We start from the raw sequence: 20,708 nt of genomic DNA, 5'->3' as shown, positions 1-20,708 counted from the left end.
GGCGCGCCATTTGCGCTTCGGTTAGCCAGAACAAGTTGCTCATTGATCAGGTCTCCTTGCGAAGCCTGAATCACGCCAGAGGAATGAAATCAATGGGTCTAGACCCTAGCATATGATCTGAAAAACACAAATGTTCAGCCTGTCGAAATTAATTCACCACCACGGATTCATCATAAAATGGCCAGCCCATCTTAATAATGGACTGGCCGGCTATATTTCATTTCAAGCAGTTGAAAGGTTACGGATTCAGAACCGATGGTAGCCATAGCGACATGCCTGGGACGTATGTGACAAGCATCAATGCAGCCAGGATCGCCAGATAGAATGGCCAGATGGTGCGCAGGGATTCCTCGATCCGGATCCTGCCGACGGCGCAGCCCACAAAGAGACATGTCCCGACCGGAGGTGTGCAGAGGCCGAGGCCGAGGTTGATCAGAAGCATGATCCCGAATTGTGTGGGATCCATACCAAGCCCTTTCGCAATCGGCAGGAAGATCGGGGTGCAGATCAGGATCAGCGCGGCCATATCCATAATCATACCCAACATCAGCAGGATCACGTTGATCATCAACAAGATGATGATCGGATTATCCGAGATTGAAACCAACGCATTGCTGAGCAGTGCAGGAACTTGATACAGCGCCAGAAGATAGGCAAAAGAACTGGCGAATGCGATCAGGATCATCACCATCGCAGTGGTGCGAACCGCCCCGACCAGCGAAACGATGAAGGATTTCAATGTCAGGCTGCGATAATAGAACGCGGTCAATAGGACTGCGTATATCGCACCGAATGCACCGGATTCCGTGACTGTAAATACACCGGACAGGGTGCCGCCAACGATAATCACGGCGGTCATGAAACCCGGGATCGCGTCAGCGGCCGTGGATCCGACCGTCGCCCAACCGGGAAATGGCTCTGCCGGGTATTTATCACGGACCGAGATGATATAGGCCGCGATCGCCAGACAGACACACATCAGGATGCCCGGCACAACACCGGCAAGAAACAGTTTTGAAACAGAGATACCTCCGCCGGCTGCCACGGCATAGATGATCATATTGTGGCTGGGCGGAATGACGATCCCCGCGATCGAGGAGGTAACAGTGACGTTGACTGCAAAATCGGGGCGATATCCGCGTTCTTTCATCACCGGCACCAGAAGCGATCCGAGCGCCGAGATGTCGGCAACAGCCGAGCCTGAAATGCCGCCAAACAACATCGAAGAAAAAATGTTGACCATGGCAAGGCCACCGCGGAAATGTCCGACAAGTGCCGAGGCAAGGCGGACAAGGCGCTTCGCGATACCGCCATGCAGCATAATCTCGCCTGCGAAAACGAAGAACGGAATGGCCAGCAGCGAAAACACCGATACCCCTGCGGTCGCCCGCTGGAAGGTGATCAGCATGGGGAAACCTTCATACCAGAACGCCGCAGCCGCAGCGATCCCCATAGCAAATGCAACAGGGGCGCCGATGACAATCCCCGTCGCGAAGACGAAAAGCAGAATTGCTAGACCCACGTTCAGACTTCCTTGAATTGGGCTTCGGGATCCCAGGATCCGAAGGACAGGATGCGGAACAGGCCGCGAAGCCCGGCGAACAGCATGACCAGACCGCCACAGGATGTGATGGCCAATGTCCGCGCGCTTTCGGGTATATTCAACATCGGCAGAAGCGTATCCCAACCGAACCGCATGAGCGTAATTCCGGCAATCAGCATGGTCGCACCAAAGGCCGCTAAAATTAGGTCGATGCTGATCAGCACAACCTTGCGTGCTTTCAATGGCAGCATGTCGCGGAACAGGGTAACGCCAATATGGGTATCTTCGCGGACACCGGCGGCTGCACCCAGAAACGCGATATAGCAAATCAGCAGCAACGCCAGCTGTTCGACCCATGTCGGTGTCGAATTCAAAACATAGCGGCCAAAGACAAGCCATCCAAATGTCATGATAAGAACGAACAGCGCTGTCGCGGCGATCGCCATACAAATTTGGCCGGTAAGGTCCAGAAGACGCTGTACGGTCTGGATAATAGACTTTTCAGACATGAGGTTACGGCCTTGATTACAGGCGGATGCCCTGCCCTTTGTAATGTAAGGACAGGGCGCTCCGACTAGTCCGCTTCGCGGATCATGTTGACAAGATCAGTCAGACCGGGGTTTTCCTGAAGGAAAGCCTCATAGACGGGGCCCATAGCTTCCTGGAACGGTGCCTTATCCTCGACAGTGTTCACTTCGGTTCCGGCAGCCTCGATCGTCTCCATGCTGGCGGCTTCGCGTTCTGCCCACAGGTCACGCTGCATCAGGGCGCTGGCGTGGCCGGCCTCCATCACGATCTGCTGCTGGTCTTCCGACAACTTTTCCCACGACTTCAGGCTCATGCATAGGCATTCGGGAATGATCAAATGCTCGGTCAGCGAGAAGTATTTGGCGACTTCGTAGTGGTTTGTCGACTCATAGGAAGGAGAGTTGTTTTCCGCGCCATCCACGACGCCGGTCTTGATGGATTGATACACCTCACCAAAGGCCATCGGGGTGGCGTTGCCATCCATCGCCTGCACCATGTTCACGAACAGATCGTTGCTCATGACGCGGACCTTAAGGCCCTCGACATCCGCCGGCGTGTTGATCGGGTGCTTCGAGTTATAGAACGAACGGGCACCGGCTGCATACCAGCCCAAAGGAACGATGCCTTTGGCCTTCATTCCTTCACCGATCGCATCGCCGACTTCGCCATCCATCAGCGCGTACATCTGCGGCACGCTTTTGAAGATAAAGGGCAATGCGGTGACGTTCGTTTCAGGCACAGCCTGACCCATCGGTCCAAGGTTGAATTCACCGAAATCGATCACGCCCAGACGAACCTGTTCGATGGCGTCGGGCTGGTCGCCCAGAACGGCATTGTGGTAAACCTTGGCCGTCAGTTCGCCGTCGGTCTTTTCCGCGATTTCACTTGCGAAGGATTCCATCGCGATCGAGACCGGATAATCCTCGACGTGGATATTCCAGCCGCGCAGTTCATTCGCGCCGGCTGCACCACCCGCCACAGCGAATGCGGCGCCCGCAATCGTCATCGCCGAAAGACGGTTCACTTTTTTATAAATTGTCATATGTCCTCCCTAGACTCCCTTAGTCGCGGGGGTTTGCGAAGATACAGTTTTGCCAAACTGTCACGGCTTCGCAACACCCGCGTCACATCTGGTATACTAGTAGAAAACCTCTACGTGAAGAAAAAACTTCGCCATATTGTAAATTCGGAATGCCGCCACGCCTATCCCTTTAGGGGGCACGGGCAAATAGCACATATTCCTCACCAAGAACGTCGCACATGGCATAGCAAGGTAACGATAACAGGGCGGATTCAATCTTCGTCAGTTTCGAAATATGCAGCATTCCGTTCGCGGATGGCTTCCAATGTCGAATCAAGGCGGCCAAGGTGGATCTGACCAAATTCAACTGCCCCTTCCCCATTCCCTGCCTTGATCATCTGGGCAATGGATTCGTGATCGGAAATCAGTTGCGGCATGCGATCCTCTTTCGACAGCCCAAGTACGCAAAGCCTGTCGACCTTGGCCTTTTCTTCCGAGATGACATCAAACGCGTAATCGGCCTTGGCGATCTGGCAGAGGGTCTGATGGAATTCATAATCCAGCTTGCCGAAAATTGCGGAATCCGCGTCTGCAAGCGCCTGATGCTGGCGTTCAAGGCAACCGTCCAGAAGTGCAGCCTGCATTGCATCACAATTGGCAGCCGCGCGACGCAGAACTTCGCTTTCAACTGCGGCGCGCACAAAACGTGATTTTTCAATAGCACGCATCGAAAAGCGACGGACCTCGGTCGCCTTCTGGGGTCGGATCCACAGCAGGTCGATATTGGCCAAACGACTGAATGCATCACGAACCGGCTGACGCGAGACACCGAAATGCGCGGCAATCTCGGCCTCGGAAATTTTGGTGCCGGGCAGCAGCCGCAACGAGGTGATTTCCTCGTACAGATAGTTGGCCACGATATCCACACCGGTCCGTCGATCCCAGATTTGCGTCGCTTCGGTCATATGAACCCCATTGAATATGTGCAGCTGCCTAGCCAGTTCTTCATTCAACTTCCAGAGTTTGCTGCCAATGCAGCCCGTCACAGACGCATTTTGGTCGGATAATGGTCCTTTCCGGCCCGCAAATTACGCCATCAATTCCTACTAGTATACTAGTTTCACAGCTAGTATACCAATTTTACGGGAGTGATTCGCGCTTTATGTGGTCGGCGGTTGAGATCCGCCCCTTGAGCCGCCGCGCGAACGAGATTGAGGAGGGTCACAATGTCAGGCGTCCGTTTGGACAAGATCGTTAAGTCTTATGGCGCTGTGCAGGTCGTGCACGGAATTGACCTAGAGATTAAAGACAAGGAATTCGTGGTTCTGGTCGGCCCTTCGGGCTGCGGAAAATCCACCACCCTGCGTATGATTGCCGGACTGGAGGAAATCTCGGACGGGTCGCTGACCATCGATGACCGTGTCGTGAACCGCGTCGCCCCCAAGGACCGCGATGTCGCGATGGTGTTCCAGAACTATGCGCTTTACCCGCATCTGAACGTCGCGGATAACATTGCTTTCGGGTTGCGTATCCGCAAGGAAAGCAAGGATGCAATCAAAGCATCGGTCGATGAGGTCGGGGCAATTCTGGGCCTGACGCCCTATCTGGAACGCCGCCCTTCGGATCTGTCGGGCGGGCAACGCCAGCGGGTTGCCATGGGTCGCGCGATTGTGCGCCGCCCCAAGGTGTTCCTGTTCGACGAACCACTGTCCAACCTTGATGCCAAGCTGCGCACCCAGATGCGCGCTGAAATCAAACGCCTGCATAAGCGTCTTGAAGCAACCAGCATCTATGTGACCCATGATCAGGTCGAGGCGATGACGCTGGCCGATAAGATTGTTGTCATGCAGGATGGCCGGATCGAACAGATCGGCACCCCGATGGAACTGTTTCTGAATCCCGCAAACGCATTCGTTGCAGGCTTTCTGGGCGCACCACCGATGAACATGATTAATGCCGTGGTCGCGAAAGGCGAAAACGGTCCGATCGCCAGCTTTGATGGCCAGACCCTGCCCCTGCCCGCCCTGCCGGATCTGCAGAACGCGGAAGGCCGCCCAATTATTGTCGGCATTCGCCCCGAATACGCCAATATCGTCACTGCCCCGCAACCTGGCAGTGTCAACTGCACGCTGAATCTGGTCGAGACGTTGGGCTCCGAGGCATTGCTGCATGCCACGGTCGGCGATGACCAGTTTGTCATCCGGACGGAAACCCTGGGCAAAATCGACCAGCTGGACCATGTGAACGGTTTCACTGTTGATCCGACGCTTATCCGTATTTTCGATGCCAAAACGGGAAAGGCCCTTGGGGGCCAAACGCGTGTCGCATGACAATGACAGATAACAAAATCGGAGGATCAACCGAAGAACTGGTCGTCGAAGCAGGCGAGGCGCAACGCAACCGTCGTCCCAGCCGTATGAACCGTGTCGGCGACCACCTTCGCCGGGAATGGCAATTGTACCTGTTGCTTTTGCCCACGATCCTGTGGCTGCTGATCTTTCTGTATAAGCCGATGTATGGCCTGCAGATCGCGTTTAAGGATTACAGCGTTTTCCGCGGGGTGGCTGGCAGCCCTTGGGTCGGACTGGAACATTTCTATACGCTTTTCGAAAACGATCAGTTTATTCGCGCCCTTCGCAATACCATCTATATCAGTCTGTTGGGTCTGGTCTTCGGCTTTCCTATGCCGATCATTCTGGCGCTAATGTTCAACGAGGTTGTAAACCAGCTATTCAAAAAGACCGCGCAAACAATTGTTTACCTGCCACACTTCATCTCATCCGTGATTATCGCAGGGATCGTGATTACGGCCTTCTCGCCGTCTGCAGGGATTGTGAATACGGTCATGGGATGGTTCGGGCTTAATCCGATCTACTTCCTGACTAAAGCCGAGTGGTTCAGGCCGATCTTTGTCGGGACGGGCATCTGGCAAGAAGCTGGCTTCCAGTCGATCGTGTATCTGGCAGCCATCGCCGGTATTTCACCGACGCTTTATGAAAGTGCCGTCGTTGACGGGGCGACGCGCTTCCAGATGATGTGGAAAATCACGCTGCCGATGATCCTGCCGACGATCATCATTATGCTGATCATCCGTATCGGCAACATGCTGGAAGTCAGCTTTGAAATGATCATCCTGCTTTACCAGCCTGCGACCTATGAAACGGCGGACGTGGTGAACACCTTCATCTATCGGCAGGGCATTCAGGGCGGTCAATACGACCTTGCGGCTGCTGCCGGTCTGTTCAACGCCTTTGTCGCCTTTGTTCTGGTTATGACGGCCAACACCATTTCCAAGCGCTATTCGCGCACGTCGCTTTGGTAAGGGGGCACAGATGTTAAGTTCGATGAATCTCTATTCACGCGGCGACAAGCTTTTCGTGATCATCAACATGATCCTGCTTGGCCTGTTTACCATCTCGACCCTCTATCCGTTCATCTACATCACCTCGCTATCCATGAGCAGCGGGTTCGAGGCGCGGGCTGGCAATGTCATCCTGACCCCGATGGGCTTCACCCTAGAGGCATATAAGCGGGTTCTTTCGGAACCGATGTTCTGGATTTCCTACAAGAACACGCTGATCTATACGGTGCTTGGAACGCTGACCAGCTTGGCGTTCATCATCCCCGGTGCCTATGCATTGTCGCGGCCCCAGCTCTATGGTCGCCGTTTCTGGAACCTTGCTGTGGCATTCACCATGTGGTTCCACGCAGGCATGATCCCTTTCTTCCTGAACATGCGCGACCTGAACCTGCTGGACAGCTATTTCGGCATTATCATCGGTTTCGCGGTCAACGGATTTAACATCATCCTGCTACGCAACTTCTTCGAAGGCATCCCCCAAAGCTTTGAAGAAGCCGCACGGATGGATGGCGCTAATGAATTCCAGGTTCTGTGGAAAGTCTTCGTGCCACTGTCGAAGCCGGCTATCGCCACGGTCGCCTTGTTCTGCATTGTGTCACGCTGGAACGGGTTTTTCTGGGCGATGATCCTGCTGCAGGACGAAAGCAAGATCCCGCTGCAGGTCTATCTGCGCCAGATCATCGTTGAACTGTCCGACGACGAAGAATTCGCCAACACATTGATGAGCGCTGGCTATTCGTTCGAGACGGTCAGTGCGGCGATCATCGTCTGCTCGATCATTCCGATCCTGCTGATCTATCCGTTCCTGCAGAAATATTTCAACAAGGGCATCCTTCTGGGAGGTGTGAAGGAATGACCGTTTTGCGTAAAAGGGAGGAAACCATGCGTAAATTCACTCTGGCTTCGGTCATCATGGCGACAACGGCCCTGACGACCCCCGCCTTTGCGGACGACCACCTGAAGATTGTGGACGAGCCGCTGGAACTGACCATCCACCTGCACTGGCCCCGCCAGCAGGGCTATAACGAGAATTTCCCCGTCGAAAAAGCCGCGCGGGAAATGACCGGCATCTATCTCAAGGACGCCACTGCGGGTCGCAATTCGACCGACTCGATGGAAGCGATGAACCTTCTGATCGCGCAGGGCAATATGCCCGATATTGTCGGGGGCCATCGCATCCGGCAGCCGGTGAACCAATATGGCCCCGAAGGTGCGTTCCTGCCCCTGAACGATCTGGTCGCCGAACACGCCCCGCATATCCAGGCGTTCTGGGATGCCCACCCCGAACTGCAACAGGCCATTACGGCCTATGACGGCAATTACTATTACATCCCCTATCTGCCCGACGGCATGTTCGGACGTGCATGGTATGTCCGTCAGGACTGGCTGGACAAGTTGGGTCTGGAACAGCCGCAGAATGTTGATGAACTGCACGACGTTCTGGTCGCCTTCCGCGATGGCGATCCCAACGGAAATGGCCGCAAGGATGAGGTTCCCTTCTTCGCCCGTGAATGGGAAGAGGTGATCCGACTGGTCACATTGTGGGATGCACGTTCGACAGGTTCGGATACCTTCCACGATTTCTATGTCACCGATGATGGAAAAGTCGTTCATCCCTATGCACAGGATGGTTATCGCGACGCCATGTCCCATATCGCGGAATGGTACGCCGAAGGCCTGATCGATGCCGAGATTTTCACCCGTGGTTCATCGGCGCGCGATTATCTGCTGTCGGAAAACCTTGGCGGTATGACCCACGACTGGTTCGCCTCGACCTCGGGCTATAACGCGGCCTTGAAGGATAAGGTCGAAGGCTTCGACTTCAAACCCTTCCTGCCGCCCGCATCTGTAAGTGGCGTCCGGATGGAAGAACACCGTCGCACCCCACTGAAGCCCGATGGCTGGGCCATCAGCTATATGAACGAACATCCGGTCGAAACGATCAAGTATTTCGATTTCTGGTTCACCGAAGAAGGCCGCAACCTTTCCAATTTTGGCGTCGAGGGTGAAACCTGGGACATGATCGACGGCGAGCCGATCTTCAAACCCGAGGTTCTGAACAGCGACAAGCCGGTCAACACCCAGATGTATGAAGTCGGTGCCCAGATCTATCGCGGATACTGGATGGACTATCGCTATGAATGGCAATGGACCGACGAGGACGCCCGCGAGGGGATCAAGCTGTACGAAGCAAACGACCTGTTGGTCGACCAGTTTTTGGGGGTGTCTTTCAACGAAGAGGAACAGTCAGTCTATGACAAATACTGGCCGTCGCTTTACACCTATATGCTGGAACGCCAGCAGGCATGGATCCTTGGAAGCGGCGACATCGAAGCCGATTGGGACAGCTATATCCAGACGCTGGACAAAATGGGCTATTCACAAGTGATCGAGGTCATGAACTCGGCCTATCAGCGTCAATATGATGAATAATATGAACGCCTGAACCCAGACGGGGCGCGGCGAAAGACTGTCGCGCCCCTTTCTTAACACTGATTGCACGCAAGGATATTACACGATGTCCGTGGACACACGAACCCGCACCGCCCTGCCGAAACTGGATGAACCCAAATCCAGCCGGATGACCATCCAATATGCGCCCACAGATAGGGACACGTTGATCGAGAATCCGCCCCGGTTCAGCTGGCTGCCTGTCATCGAAACCGAGTCGACCTATATCCTGCGTGTGTCGACCGACCCCGCCTATCCCAAGGCATCGACCTATGTTTTCAAGAACATCCATTTGAACTTTTTCACGCCCGACGTTGCACTTCCGGCGGGTGATTATTACTGGTCCTATGCACAATGCGATCCGTCAGGCACCCAGCTTTCGGATTGGAGCAGCGACCGCCGCTTCCATTTGACTGACGGTTTGCCTGAAACCCCGCTGGCATCGCGCGACACTCGTTATGCAAATGCGCCCGTGTCCCACCCCCGCCTGTGGCTTAGCCAAAAACGTCTGGAAGAATTCCGCACGTCGGTCGCCAGTGATGCCGATCACTGCACCTGGTCGACTTTCTATGCGAAATCCGTCCTGCCATGGATGGACCAACCGATCATGGAAGAACCCGAAGGTTATCCGGATCACAAACGCGTCGCGACGATCTGGCGCAAGGTCTATATCGAGTGTCAGGAGCTGCTTTACGCAATCCGCCATCTGGCCGTCGGTGGTCAGGTCACGCAGGATCCGGCGATGCTGGAACGGGCTAAGGAATGGCTGTTGTCGGCAGCCCGCTGGAATCCCGCCGGCACGACCTCGCGCAGCTATACCGATGAATGGGCTTTCCGCGTCAATCTGGCATTGGCTTGGGGTTATGACTGGCTGTACGACCAGCTGGATGCCGAAGAACGCGATCTGGTCCGCGGCGCTTTGGTCGCCCGCACTCGCGAAACCGCAACGCATATCATGCGTAACGCCAATATCCAGCTGTTCCCCTTTGACAGCCACGCCGTCCGCGCGGTTTCTGCGGTTCTGATCCCCGCATCGATCGCATTGCTGGATGACGAACCCGAAGCCCGCGAATGGCTGGACTATTCGGTCGAGTTTCTGTTCACCGTCTATTCCCCATGGGGCGATCACGATGGTGGTTGGGCCGAAGGTCCGCATTACTGGATGACCGGCATGGCCTATCTGATCGATGCGGCGAACTTGTTAAAGGGTTGGTCGGGCATTGATCTGTACCAGCGTCCCTTCTTTCAGAAAACCGGCGATATGCCGCTTTACACCAAAGCCCCCGACACACGTCGCGCGACCTTTGGTGATGACAGCACCATGGGCGATCTGCCTGCTGTCAAGATCGGCTATAACCTGCGCCAATACGCGGGCGTCACCGGCAACGGTGCATACCAGTGGTATTTCGACGAAATCCAGCGCACCAATCCGGGCACGGAAAAGATGTTCTATAACTGGGGCTGGTGGGACTTCAATTTCGACGAACTGGCCTATCGTACCGACTTCCCGATCATCGAGGCTGTGCCGCCGTCGGACGAAGACGCGTTGCGCTGGTTCAAGGGTATCGGTTGGGTTGGCCTACAGCACCGCATGCAGGACCCGAAGAACCACATCCAGTTCGTGATGAAATCCTCGCCCTTCGGGTCGATCAGTCACAGCCACGGCGACCAGAACGCCTTCTGCCTGTCGGCCTTTGGCGAAGATCTGGCGATCAATTCGGGCCATTATGTCGCGTTCAACAGTACCATGCATCAGGCATGGCGCCGTCAGACCCTGTCCAAGAACGCCATCCTTATTGATGGCAAAGGGCAATATGCGGGCAAGGATAAGACTATTGCCATGCAGTCGACCGGTCAGATCCTGACCGCCGAAGATCGTGGTGATCACATCTATGTCCAGGGCGATGCGACGGCCGCATATCAGACGATGTCGCCCGAGGTGACGAAGGTTCTGCGCGACGTGTACATCGTCAACCGAGAATATATTGTCATTATTGATGCCATTGACGCCGATACGCCTGTCAGCATCGATTGGCGGCTGCACACAAATAATTCTTTGACTTTGGGCGAAAGCACATTCCGTCACACGGGTGACAAGGCCGGCTTTTATGGTCAGGTCCTGTGGTCCGAGGCGGGATCGCCCGAACTGTCGCAAGAAGCCAGCTTCCCCGGGGTCGACCCGTCGGAATACGAAGGCTTGCCGGTCAGCACCTGCCTGACAGCGCGTTTCCCCAAGGCGACGCGTCACCGGATTGCGACATTGCTGGTGCCATATCCGCTGGATGAACCGCGTCGCGTTTTCAGCTTCCTGGATGATCAGGGCTATGACTGCGACCTGTATTTCACCGATGCAGATAGCAACAGCTTCCGGATCGTCGTGCCCAAGACATTTGATGTCGGCAACACGAAAAATACCAAATAACTGAGAGGAATACCCATGAAACTTCAAGGTAAGACAGCCATCGTAACCGGCGGTGGACGCGACATCGGCAGCGCCTGTGCAAAACTGCTGGCAAAAGAAGGTGCCAATGTCGCCATCAACTATTTCGCCAGCAGCGAAGGTGCGATGGCCACCGTCAAGGCGATCACGGATGCGGGCGGCAAGGCCATTGCCGTTCAGGGTGACCTTAGCAACGCAGAAGGCGTCGAGGCGCTGGTCGCGGCAACCGTCAAGGAATTCGGCGGCGTCGATATTCTGGTCAACAACACCGGTGGTCTGATCGCCCGTAAAACCATTGCCGAAATGCCGCTGGAGCATTGGCAGAACGTCATGGATCTGAACGTCGGCAGCACCTTCCTGATGACCAAGGCTGTTCTGGCGCATATGACCGAAGGTGCCATTGTGAACCTTGCCAGCCAGGCAGGCCGTGACGGTGGTGGACCGGGTTCGGTTGCCTATGCAGCCGCCAAGGGCGCAGTGATGACCATGACCCGTGGTTTGGCCAAAGAACTTGGCCCGAAGATCCGCGTCAACGGCATCTGCCCCGGCATGATCGATACCGACTTCCACAATATCCACACCAAACCGGAAGTCCGCAAGAACGTCGAAAACGCTGCTCCGCTAAAGCGTCAGGGCGTTCCGGATGACATTGCCAATCTGGTTCTATTCCTTGCATGCGACGACTCGGCGTTCATGACAGGCACCAATCTGGATATCAACGGCGGCATGCTGTTCAGCTAATCAACCTGTCCTGCGGCGTGTGACTAACGCGCCGCAGGGCGATCCTTACAAAAAGTCGTCGCGACCGGGTGTAAAGCAGTCGATCAGGCGTCCCGGCTCCAGACAGATGCAGCCATGCATAGCCCCCGAGGGCACAACAAAACTGTCACCCTGCGACACTTCGAAACTGTCATCGCCAATCGTAAAGCGAAAGCGTCCATGTTCGACATAGGTCGACTGGACATGCGGATGATGATGCAGGCTTCCCTCGGCGCCTTCTTTGTCAAATTTGAATGCAACGACCATCAGGTCAGGGTGCTCGGACAAGACCTGCCGCGAGATGTGATCACCTGTCTTGATTTCCGGAAATTTTGTCATACGCTCAATGCCTCCATTCATTGTGGGCGTATCGGTCGGGCCTTATCCAGCTGCCCGATATCCACCCGCGTCAGGTATAGTCCTACGCCAGTGCCAAGCAAAGCGCGAACGGCGGAAAACCAGAGCCCACAGATAGACTGGATGCACTATTTTCCGGCCCGCATCGGCTTATTTGATTAAACGATTAATTAATCATTGACGCAACCTTTCATCAAAGAATAATCGTTCAATCAAAGGGGAAACCGATGGTCAGCATCAAACAGATCGCACAGCATGTCGGCGTATCAACCGCAACTGTATCGAACGCATTGACCGGAAAGGGTCGCGTGTCCGCAGACATGGTGGACCGCATCCGCAGATGTGCTGACCAATTGGGATATCGTCCCAGTCCTGCGGCACGTGCATTGAAATCGGGTCAAAGCAATATTCTGGGGCTGGTCATGCCCGATCTGACCAATCCGTTGTTCCCCCGCATCGCACAAAGCCTTTCCATCGCGGCCGAGGCCCGCGGATTGGGTATCCTGATCGGCGATTCGCGCGGTGATGCCTCGCGACAGCAACAAGCCGTCATGCGTCTTGTCGATCGCGGCGTGGACGGGCTGATTATCGTACCACAAAAAGGAACATCCCCCGAGGCTCCGCGCCATGTGCCGACCGTTATCATCAACACGGCTTCGGACCAGCGTACGACGGTATCCGCAGACCATGTCGGTGGTGGCATTCTTCTGGGCGCACATATCGCCGGTCTTGGCCATAACGACGTTATTCTGCTAGGTGGCGACAGGATTTCCCAAGTGCAACAGGACCGTATCGACGGCATGACGCAAGGTTTGGGTGCCGCAGTTACCAAGCACATTCTTTGGGGCAAATCCGCGTTCGACCAACTTGACCGGCTGGTAAGCCAAGGGGCGACTGCCATTATGGCCACCTCGGACATGCTGGCGCTTGGCGCGCATTCCGCACTAATGCAGATCAGTTTGTCCGTCCCTGCCGACGTCAGCCTGACCGGCTTTGACGATCTGCCCCTTGGTACGGCCATGCATCCTGCGCTGACGACGGTTGTCCAGAACACGCAAGCCATCGCTGAACACAGTCTGGATGTTCTTAGCTGCCTGATCCTTGACCGCCCCGCCCCGCCTTTGGGCCGTGTGATCCCCATGCATCTGGTTACCCGCCATTCCACCGCCGCGCCCCGTCGGGCGGCCAATTCCTGAACCCACGCACAAAGACCGACAAGGAGAACACCGATGAAAACTGCCCTTTCGATCATGCTACTTGGCTGCACTGCCAGCACCGCCGCAATGGCGCAGGATACACTGACGATTTCCGTCTATTCCTTTGCACAGGATGAATACCGCGCAGCCCTGTATAAGCCGTTCGAGGAAATCTGCGGCTGTGAACTGGTTATCGAAACAGGCAACAGCGTGGAACGTATGGCAAAGATAGAGGCAAATGCCGCCGAGCCCGTGATCGATATGGCCGTGATTTCGACGCAGGACGCGCTGTCCTTGGCGCGCAAGGATTTAATCGCACCATTGGACAGCGCAAAACTGTCGAATTTTGACAAGCTGTATCAGGCAGCACAGGACCCCATCGGCGATCATATGGCCGTGGGCTATACGTTCTATGCCAGTTCGATTGTCTATCGCAGCGATCTGGTGGACATCACCAGCTGGGGTGATCTGCTGGGTGATGAAGTCGCGGGTCAGGTTGCCCTGCCCAACATTACCGGCACCCAAGGCCCCCCGACACTGATGATGCTGGGGAAGGCGCTTGATCACGGTGATGATTTCAAACCGGTGATCAGTACCATTGGCGAAAAAGCCGATGACATCGTGACCTTCTATTCCCGTTCGTCGGAACTGGTGCAGCTGATGAACCAGCAAGAGGTTATCGCCGCCCCCGTGGGTCGTTTTGCATGGTCCAGCTTCAAGGATGCAGGCCTGCCATTTGCATGGGCCGAACCTGCAGAAGGTCAAGCCGGCGGAATGAATGTCATGGTGATGACCAAGAACAACGGTAATGAGGAACTGGCCTATCAATTCATGGATTACTGGCTCTCGACCGAGGTGCAGACCAAAGTCGCAGAAATGCTGGTTGATAGCCCTGCCAACAAAGAGGTCACGGTCAGCGACGAAATCGCCGACAACCTGACCTATGGTGCAGATGTGATCGAGGCGCTGAACATTCTGGACCCCGCCACCATCCTTGATCAGCGCGAGGATTGGGTCGACCAGTGGAACACCGAAGTGATCCGCTGACCGCCATTGCCCATCTTCACGGGCTGCGGCCAGTGAATCAAACAGTCAGGATATCATCATGTTTCGCAACACCCGTGAAGGGCTGGCTCTGGCCCTTCCGGCCGCCATCTTTTCAACCCTGCTTTTTATCCTGCCCGTCGGCATCCTTCTGTCCGAAGCCTTCCGTCAGGGCGGCAGCTGGTCCGTGCAGGGATATATCGACTTCTTCGCAAGCCCTCTGAACCGCACGGTCTTTCTGCGGACACTGAAGCTGGGGGTTCTGGTCGCGGGCAGTGCTGCGATTATCGGGTATGCCGCGGCATTCTGCATTGTAAACCTGTCGCCGAAAGCGCGCGGACGTGTTTTCGGGATGGTGGTCCTGCCTTTGATGATTTCCCCCGTGGCGCGGACTTATGCATGGATCGTGATCCTTGGCCGCACTGGCATCGTCAACGAAGCAATCACCGGACTGGGCCTGTCGGATACACCGATCCGGTTGTTGTTTACCGAAACTGCGGTCTATCTGGGTCTGTTGCAACTGTTCCTGCCGCTGATGATCATCAGCCTTGTTTCCGCAATGGAAAACATCCCCCGCGATGTCATTCCTGCGGCACGGGTATTAGGGGCCAGCTGGTTTGCCGTCTTCTTCAAGGTCATTCTGCCACTGACAAAAGAGGGTCTGGTGATTGGTGGAACACTGGTCTTCACGGGCGCGCTGACCGCCTATATCACGCCGGCGATCCTTGGCGGATCTAAGGTGCTGATGCTGGAAACGCTGCTTTACCAGCGGGTCAACGTCTCGAACGACTTTGTCTCGGCGGGGGTGATCGCGATGATCCTGATCGTCATGTCCTTCACCGCGAACCTGCTGCTGAAACGCATCGCCACGACCCGGAGCTGATCTTATGCGACATCTCGCGAATTGGTCCATTCTGGGCCTGACCCTTCTTTTCCTGATCGGCCCGTTTGTGATCATCATCCTTGCAGGCACCTCGGCAGGAAATAACCTTGCCTTCCCCCCGGAAGGTATGTCGATGAAATGGTATCTGAAGGTCTTTACCATCGAAAGCTTTCGCACCAGTTTCGCATTGTCGATGGCGCTGGCTGTTTTCGGCACGTTGGCCGCATTGGTCATGGGCATTCCCGCCGCCTATGCCCTGAACCGCTATGACCTGCCTGGGGCCGAGACGGTCCGCACGATCGTCGCCGCCCCGATCATCGTGCCGGGTATTATCATCGGCTTGGCCTTGCTGCGCTATATGGTGGTGCCGCTGGATGTCACCGTGACGATGGCACTGTTCATGGCCCATACGGCACTGGTGCTGCCCTATGCCGTGCGCGTGGTCTCATCCTCTATGCAGAACCTGCGTGTCGATATGGAGGAAGCCGCCGTTCTGCTGGGCTGTTCCCGCATGCAGGCTTTCACCAAGGTCGTGCTGCCCAACATCCGTAGTGGTGTTCTGGCGGCCTTTATTCTGGGGTTTGTGACTTCTTTCAATCAGGTGCCAGTGTCGCTGTTCCTGTCGGGGCCGGGTGTCCGGACACTGCCGATCGACATGCTGGCCTATATGGAGATTACCTTCGACCCGTCCATTGCCGCGCTGTCTGCGCTGCTTGCCTTCATGTCCTTGGCGATCGTCTTTATCGCCGAACGCCTGCTGGGGTTTTCAAAATATGTCTGATGCTTTTGTCGAACTGAAAAACCTGACCTTGTCCTATGACAACAGTGTGGCGGTTCCCGCGCTTGATCTGGCCATCAACGAAGGGGAATTGATCACCCTGCTGGGGCCATCCGGCTGTGGCAAGACCACGACGATGCGCGCCATCGCGGGCCTGTTGTCCCCGACCAGTGGCATCATCCACATCGACGGGCGTGATGTCACCCGCGTGCCTGCGAACAAACGTGGTATCGGGCTGGTGTTTCAATCCTATGCGCTGTTCCCGCATCTGAACGCCTTTGAAAATGTCGCTTTCGGGCTGCGTCTGCAAAAGCTGCCCGATGCAGACATTCGCAGTCGCACCGCAGAAGGTCTGGAAACGGTCGGCCTTGCCGGTTTTGACAAACGCAGACCGTCCGAGATGTCGGGCGGCCAGCAGCAGCGTCTGGCACTGGCGCGTTCCTTAGTCATGCGCCCCAAGGTGCTGTTGCTGGACGAACCCCTGTCAAATCTTGATGCACGATTGCGGCTGGAAATGCGGACCGAGCTGCAGCGCGTCCAGAAAGAAACCGGCGTGACGATGGTTTTTGTCACCCATGATCAGGCCGAGGCATTGGCCCTTGCCGACCGTATCGTCCTGATGAAAGCGGGCAGGATCGAACAGCTTGGGACGCCAGCTGAACTCTATTCCCGCCCGCGCACTGCATTTGCCGCCGACTTCATGGGGTTCGAAAATATTTTCCACACCAGCGGTGATACACTTGTCTCCTCATTCGGCCGGCTTCCGGTCGGGTATACTGCGCCGTCAGCGTTGCTGGCATGGCGCCCCGATGCCGTCACCGTTGGCACAGGCCCCCATACAGGCACCATCACCGCCAGCAGCTTTGCAGGGGGGCACCGTGAATATGTCCTGCAAACGCCGCTTGGCCCGCTGCGCGCCGATGCCCCGATTGCGGTCGCACAGGTGCCCATCGGACAGCAGATCAGCTTTGACCTGCCCCATCAGAACGCGCGGGCGTTGGCCGAATGAAACTTTGGGTGGATACCGATTTCGGCTTTGACGACCTATGGGCGCTTTTGTTGTTGCGTCGCGCGGGGCACGAACTGGCTGGAGTGTCACTGGTTGCGGGCAACACCTTGCTGTCACAGGCGGCGGCAAATGCACTTGGTGCGAATGCCGCATACGGGCTGGGAATGCAGCTGCATTGTGGGGCGGCGTCACCGTTAAAGCGTCAGGACGAACGGGCAGACCGCGTGCTGGGCATGACTGGCATGCAAAGCCGCGGCCTGCACCTGCCCTATGTTACCCAACCAGCCCCCCCTGCCAACGCCGTCAAGGCAATGGCCGCATGGCTGATGCAGGAAGATGGCCCGCGCCACCTGTTGGCACTTGGTCCGCTGACGAATATCGCCCAATTAATCATGACCCATCCCAAAGCGGCCAGACGGATTACGCGCCTTGTCTGGATGGGGGGCAGTAACGGCCCCGGCAACCATTCCCCCCAAGCCGAATTCAACGCCCTTGCCGACCCCGAAGCCGCTTCGGTCGTCGCCAACAGCGGGATTGCCCTGGATGTCATCGACTTGATGATTTGCCGCACAGCCAGTTTCGGGCCAAAGGATGTGCCGTATTGCGACCCGCTGACGGCTGATCTGCTGGGCGGCTATCTTGATATCGGCCTCAGCCGGGGCCGTTCCGGAATGGCCATCTATGATCCGGTCGCTGCACTGGCGATGATCGATCCGGGTGCATTCACCTTCGAAAACGCCCGCATGGCGGTTTCGACCGTTGTGGATACCAGCTATGGCGCAACGGCCTTCACGCCTGATGCGCAATCATCGACACGGCTTGCTGTGGCGGCGAAAAACGACACGGCGCACATCTGCTTACGTGCACTGAAGAAGGACGGTCTCCATGGCATTCCCACGTGATCTAAACGACCCAACCCTGCGGGCACGGACAGTTAAAGCCGCACGTGGCTTGGCAGCATTCGACCTGTTGATCCACAATGCGCAAGTGATGGACATGGTAACGGGCCGGACCCGTACCGCCGATATTGGCATCATAGGCCCCATGATTGCCAGCGTGCACGCCCCCGACCCGACGCGCGATGCCTTGGTGCGACACGACGCGGGAAATGCGACAGTCGTTCCGGGTTTTATCGATACGCATATGCATGTCGAAAGCTCTATGGTGACACCTGCGACCTATGCGGAAGCGGTGGTGCCGCGTGGGGTGACAACGGCTCTTTGGGATCCGCATGAACTAGCCAATGTCGCGGGCGAGGCAGGTCTGGAGTACGCCTGCAACGCCATTCGTGATTTGCCTCTGCGCCTGATGCCCCTAATGCCAACCTGCGTGCCATCGGCCCCGGGGTTCGAGTCCAGCGGCGGCGATTTCGATCCCGAAACCGTCGCGCGCTGGCTGGCACGCGATGACATCCATGGCGCGGCCGAGCTGATGACCATGCAGCCTTTGTTACAGGGCGACCCCCGCGTGGCCGGCATTGTGCAGGCCGGTCTGGACAGTGGAAAACGTGTCTGCGGCCATGCACGCGGGCTGACCGGTAATGACCTTTCGGGCTTTGTCGCCGCAGGGGTGGAAACCGACCATGAATTGACCAGCGCGACCGACCTTCTGACCAAGCTGGAGATAGGCTTGACGATAGAGTTGCGCGGCTCTCATCGGCATCTGTTGCCCGCGTTTGTGAAGGCTTTGAACAACCTTGGCCATATGCCACAGACGCTGACCCTGTGCACCGATGATGTCTTTCCCGATGACCTGTATTCCAAAGGCGGGCTGGATAATGTGATCCGCAGCCTGATCGAATACGGAATGCCATCCTTCTGGGCATATCAGGCTGCAACATTGAACGCTGCATCACGCATTGGCCGCCCCGACCTTGGTCTGGTTGCCCCCGGACGTCGGGCGGACCTTGTTTTACTATCCAATGTACAGACCGTCAAAGCCGGGTCGGTCATCGTCAATGGAGCTATTGTCGCAAAAAATGGTGCCTTGAGCGCCAAACCCGACGTCGTCAGTCCGCAAAAGAACCTTGAGCACACGGTTCATATCCCCGCGTTAAAATCACAGGATTTCGAGATTACGGCAGAAGGCCCCATGGCCCGTATCGCAACCTTGTCAAAGCCCCGCTTTCCCGAATGGTCTGAAAGATCTGTGACCGTTACTGATGGCACTTTGGATCTGCCACCGGACATGATCCGAATGGCCGTCATGAACCGCCACGGTGCAATGACGCCGATGCGGGTGGCATTTCTCGAGAACTGGGGCAAGTGGCAAGGCGCGTTCGCGACAACCGTATCCCATGACAGCCATAATCTGACAGTCTTCGGTCGTCATCCGGCAGATATGGCTGCCGCTGCCAACGCTGTCCGTGAAAGCGCCGGAGGAATCGCCGTCGCTCAGGAAGGCAAAGTAATCGCACATCTTCCCCTGCCCCTTGCAGGATTGATCAGTCATGCCCCATTGGCAGAGATCGCTGACACCTTCGCAAAAGTCAGGCTTGCACTGGATCAACTGGTCGATTGGCAACCACCATATCTGGTTTTCAAGGCACTGTTCGGCGCATCACTGGTCTGCAACCCTGGACCCCGGTTGAGCAATATGGGGCTGGTAGACGTATTTCCCGGAAAGTTTTCAAAGAATTGCATTATTGAGGATGCTGTAAACGAGTAAATTGTATTAAAACTAAACATGTTTTGGCTTCTATTACACCTATGTATTGACCCATCTGAATCTGCTCAGGTTAAGCCGCTAATCTGAATGCCTCGGCCGGCGTGCGCATGGCAAGAGCCTGATGAGGGCGGCGGTTGTTGTAGAAGCTGATCCAATCACCGATGACGCGGGTCGCATGCTGGATGCTCTCGAAGCGATGGCGATGAACGCATTGCTCCTTGAGTGTGCGGATGACGCGCTCGACCATGCCGTTCTGTTGGGGGCAGTGTGGGGTGATGAACTCCTGCTTCAACCCGTAGCTGCGCACCAAGGCCGTGAAGTGGCGGCCGGTGAAGACCAGGCCGTTGTCCGACCTCCGCAGGAACTCCTGATCTACCTTGCCCAAGGTGCCGAACCTAGCGATCAGAGCGTGCTCCAGGGCCGCGCTGGCAATGGTGGCCTTGCCAGAGCGGGACAGATGCCAGCCCAGAAGCTCAGTAAGCGCCCCGTTGATACCGCCGCTTACGCGGCTTGACTTTCCGTCACGGATGCCAATGGCACCCAATTGCATGGCAGCAGTTCATTGACCTGCTACGGGATTTTTCCTCCACCGTCGATTAGAGTCTGGCCCAACTTGAGGACGGACAATGAAGCGAACGAGATTTACGGACGAACAGATCATCGGCATTCTG

General features: G+C 56.2%; 19 protein-coding genes. 13 read left to right on the top strand and 6 right to left on the bottom strand.

The window, feature by feature from the left end; genetic code table 11:
- Positions 1-238: 238 nt before the first annotated feature.
- The 4 genes from DWB67_RS16600 to DWB67_RS16585 form a co-directional block, all read right to left on the bottom strand.
- The gene (locus DWB67_RS16600; RefSeq protein WP_119808684.1) at positions 239-1,522 is read right to left on the bottom strand and encodes a TRAP transporter large permease; all 1,284 of its coding nucleotides are present in this window, start codon (positions 1,520-1,522) and stop codon (positions 239-241) included.
- A gap of 2 nt (positions 1,523-1,524) precedes the next feature.
- Positions 1,525-1,953 (bottom strand): TRAP transporter small permease, encoded by a 429-nt coding sequence (locus tag DWB67_RS16595; RefSeq protein WP_255418740.1) that lies wholly within the window; start codon positions 1,951-1,953, stop codon positions 1,525-1,527.
- A gap of 164 nt (positions 1,954-2,117) precedes the next feature.
- A complete protein-coding gene (locus tag DWB67_RS16590; RefSeq protein WP_119808682.1) occupies positions 2,118-3,113 on the bottom strand; it encodes a TRAP transporter substrate-binding protein in 996 nt (331 codons plus the stop codon).
- Positions 3,114-3,364: 251 nt separating this feature from the next.
- The gene (locus DWB67_RS16585; protein WP_119808681.1) at positions 3,365-4,057 is read right to left on the bottom strand and encodes a GntR family transcriptional regulator; all 693 of its coding nucleotides are present in this window, start codon (positions 4,055-4,057) and stop codon (positions 3,365-3,367) included.
- 261 nt (positions 4,058-4,318) lie between these two features.
- Between DWB67_RS16585 and DWB67_RS16580 the strand changes: the two genes are divergently transcribed.
- The 6 genes from DWB67_RS16580 to DWB67_RS16555 all read left to right on the top strand — a co-directional run bounded on the left by DWB67_RS16580 (position 4,319) and on the right by DWB67_RS16555 (position 12,085).
- Positions 4,319-5,422 (top strand): ABC transporter ATP-binding protein, encoded by a 1,104-nt coding sequence (locus DWB67_RS16580; RefSeq protein ID WP_119808680.1) that lies wholly within the window; start codon positions 4,319-4,321, stop codon positions 5,420-5,422.
- A complete protein-coding gene (locus DWB67_RS16575; RefSeq protein ID WP_119808679.1) occupies positions 5,419-6,414 on the top strand; it encodes a sugar ABC transporter permease in 996 nt (331 codons plus the stop codon). The genes DWB67_RS16580 and DWB67_RS16575 overlap by 4 nt, the downstream gene beginning before the upstream one ends.
- Before the next feature lie 10 nt (positions 6,415-6,424).
- Positions 6,425-7,309 (top strand): carbohydrate ABC transporter permease, encoded by an 885-nt coding sequence (locus DWB67_RS16570; protein WP_119808678.1) that lies wholly within the window; start codon positions 6,425-6,427, stop codon positions 7,307-7,309.
- A 26-nt stretch (positions 7,310-7,335) separates the two neighbouring features.
- On the top strand, positions 7,336-8,886 hold the full coding sequence (locus DWB67_RS16565) for an extracellular solute-binding protein (protein WP_255418739.1): 1,551 nt from the start codon (positions 7,336-7,338) through the stop codon (positions 8,884-8,886).
- Between the two features lie 85 nt (positions 8,887-8,971).
- On the top strand, positions 8,972-11,326 hold the full coding sequence (locus DWB67_RS16560; protein ID WP_220475169.1) for a DUF4962 domain-containing protein: 2,355 nt from the start codon (positions 8,972-8,974) through the stop codon (positions 11,324-11,326).
- 15 nt (positions 11,327-11,341) lie between these two features.
- The gene (locus DWB67_RS16555; protein ID WP_119808677.1) at positions 11,342-12,085 is read left to right on the top strand and encodes an SDR family NAD(P)-dependent oxidoreductase; all 744 of its coding nucleotides are present in this window, start codon (positions 11,342-11,344) and stop codon (positions 12,083-12,085) included.
- Positions 12,086-12,130: 45 nt separating this feature from the next.
- On the opposite strand, the gene DWB67_RS16550 is transcribed toward DWB67_RS16555, so the two are convergent.
- The gene (locus DWB67_RS16550; protein WP_119808676.1) at positions 12,131-12,442 is read right to left on the bottom strand and encodes a cupin domain-containing protein; all 312 of its coding nucleotides are present in this window, start codon (positions 12,440-12,442) and stop codon (positions 12,131-12,133) included.
- A 245-nt stretch (positions 12,443-12,687) separates the two neighbouring features.
- Between DWB67_RS16550 and DWB67_RS16545 the strand changes: the two genes are divergently transcribed.
- The 7 genes from DWB67_RS16545 to DWB67_RS16515 are packed head-to-tail and all read left to right on the top strand — an operon-like array spanning position 12,688 to position 20,037.
- On the top strand, positions 12,688-13,656 hold the full coding sequence (locus DWB67_RS16545) for a LacI family DNA-binding transcriptional regulator (RefSeq protein ID WP_119808675.1): 969 nt from the start codon (positions 12,688-12,690) through the stop codon (positions 13,654-13,656).
- Positions 13,657-13,689: 33 nt separating this feature from the next.
- The gene (locus DWB67_RS16540) at positions 13,690-14,703 is read left to right on the top strand and encodes an extracellular solute-binding protein (RefSeq protein WP_119808674.1); all 1,014 of its coding nucleotides are present in this window, start codon (positions 13,690-13,692) and stop codon (positions 14,701-14,703) included.
- Positions 14,704-14,761: 58 nt separating this feature from the next.
- Positions 14,762-15,583: an ABC transporter permease gene (locus DWB67_RS16535; RefSeq protein WP_119808673.1), complete on the top strand. Its 822-nt coding sequence runs from the start codon at positions 14,762-14,764 to the stop codon at positions 15,581-15,583.
- A gap of 4 nt (positions 15,584-15,587) precedes the next feature.
- Positions 15,588-16,364 (top strand): ABC transporter permease, encoded by a 777-nt coding sequence (locus DWB67_RS16530; RefSeq protein WP_119808672.1) that lies wholly within the window; start codon positions 15,588-15,590, stop codon positions 16,362-16,364.
- The gene (locus DWB67_RS16525; protein ID WP_119808671.1) at positions 16,357-17,370 is read left to right on the top strand and encodes an ABC transporter ATP-binding protein; all 1,014 of its coding nucleotides are present in this window, start codon (positions 16,357-16,359) and stop codon (positions 17,368-17,370) included. Before DWB67_RS16530 ends, DWB67_RS16525 begins: the two co-directional genes overlap by 8 nt.
- Positions 17,367-18,272 carry a nucleoside hydrolase gene (locus DWB67_RS16520; RefSeq protein WP_119808670.1) on the top strand — a complete coding sequence of 302 codons (906 nt, stop codon included), beginning with the start codon at positions 17,367-17,369 and terminating at the stop codon, positions 18,270-18,272. The genes DWB67_RS16525 and DWB67_RS16520 overlap by 4 nt, the downstream gene beginning before the upstream one ends.
- The gene (locus DWB67_RS16515; RefSeq protein ID WP_119808669.1) at positions 18,256-20,037 is read left to right on the top strand and encodes an adenine deaminase; all 1,782 of its coding nucleotides are present in this window, start codon (positions 18,256-18,258) and stop codon (positions 20,035-20,037) included. Before DWB67_RS16520 ends, DWB67_RS16515 begins: the two co-directional genes overlap by 17 nt.
- Before the next feature lie 70 nt (positions 20,038-20,107).
- Here DWB67_RS16515 and DWB67_RS16510 read toward each other — a convergent pair whose 3' ends face one another.
- Positions 20,108-20,587, bottom strand: coding sequence for an integrase core domain-containing protein (locus DWB67_RS16510; RefSeq protein WP_220475168.1), 480 nt, complete (start codon positions 20,585-20,587; stop codon positions 20,108-20,110).
- Between the last annotated feature and the right edge of the window lie 121 nt (positions 20,588-20,708).

This window comes from Paracoccus sp. JM45 (genome assembly GCF_003590715.1).
GTDB lineage: Bacteria > Pseudomonadota > Alphaproteobacteria > Rhodobacterales > Rhodobacteraceae > Paracoccus.
This window is presented reverse-complemented; position numbering and strand designations above follow the sequence as displayed.

Excerpts from the sequence above, each read along its gene's own strand:
- DWB67_RS16575 (WP_119808679.1), top strand. The coding sequence starts at position 5,419 with ATGACAATGACAGATAACAAAATCGGAGGATCAACCGAAGAACTGGTC.
- DWB67_RS16545 (WP_119808675.1), top strand. The coding sequence starts at position 12,688 with ATGGTCAGCATCAAACAGATCGCACAGCATGTCGGCGTATCAACCGCA.
- DWB67_RS16555 (WP_119808677.1), top strand. The coding sequence starts at position 11,342 with ATGAAACTTCAAGGTAAGACAGCCATCGTAACCGGCGGTGGACGCGAC.
- DWB67_RS16560 (WP_220475169.1), top strand. The coding sequence starts at position 8,972 with ATGTCCGTGGACACACGAACCCGCACCGCCCTGCCGAAACTGGATGAA.
- DWB67_RS16520 (WP_119808670.1), top strand. The coding sequence starts at position 17,367 with ATGAAACTTTGGGTGGATACCGATTTCGGCTTTGACGACCTATGGGCG.
- DWB67_RS16570 (WP_119808678.1), top strand. The coding sequence starts at position 6,425 with ATGTTAAGTTCGATGAATCTCTATTCACGCGGCGACAAGCTTTTCGTG.
- DWB67_RS16590 (WP_119808682.1), bottom strand. The coding sequence starts at position 3,113 with ATGACAATTTATAAAAAAGTGAACCGTCTTTCGGCGATGACGATTGCG.
- DWB67_RS16565 (WP_255418739.1), top strand. The coding sequence starts at position 7,336 with ATGCGTAAATTCACTCTGGCTTCGGTCATCATGGCGACAACGGCCCTG.
- DWB67_RS16530 (WP_119808672.1), top strand. The coding sequence starts at position 15,588 with ATGCGACATCTCGCGAATTGGTCCATTCTGGGCCTGACCCTTCTTTTC.
- DWB67_RS16510 (WP_220475168.1), bottom strand. The coding sequence starts at position 20,587 with ATGCAATTGGGTGCCATTGGCATCCGTGACGGAAAGTCAAGCCGCGTA.
- DWB67_RS16540 (WP_119808674.1), top strand. The coding sequence starts at position 13,690 with ATGAAAACTGCCCTTTCGATCATGCTACTTGGCTGCACTGCCAGCACC.
- DWB67_RS16535 (WP_119808673.1), top strand. The coding sequence starts at position 14,762 with ATGTTTCGCAACACCCGTGAAGGGCTGGCTCTGGCCCTTCCGGCCGCC.
- DWB67_RS16580 (WP_119808680.1), top strand. The coding sequence starts at position 4,319 with ATGTCAGGCGTCCGTTTGGACAAGATCGTTAAGTCTTATGGCGCTGTG.
- DWB67_RS16550 (WP_119808676.1), bottom strand. The coding sequence starts at position 12,442 with ATGACAAAATTTCCGGAAATCAAGACAGGTGATCACATCTCGCGGCAG.
- DWB67_RS16595 (WP_255418740.1), bottom strand. The coding sequence starts at position 1,953 with ATGACATTTGGATGGCTTGTCTTTGGCCGCTATGTTTTGAATTCGACA.
- DWB67_RS16525 (WP_119808671.1), top strand. The coding sequence starts at position 16,357 with ATGTCTGATGCTTTTGTCGAACTGAAAAACCTGACCTTGTCCTATGAC.
- DWB67_RS16585 (WP_119808681.1), bottom strand. The coding sequence starts at position 4,057 with ATGACCGAAGCGACGCAAATCTGGGATCGACGGACCGGTGTGGATATC.
- DWB67_RS16515 (WP_119808669.1), top strand. The coding sequence starts at position 18,256 with ATGGCATTCCCACGTGATCTAAACGACCCAACCCTGCGGGCACGGACA.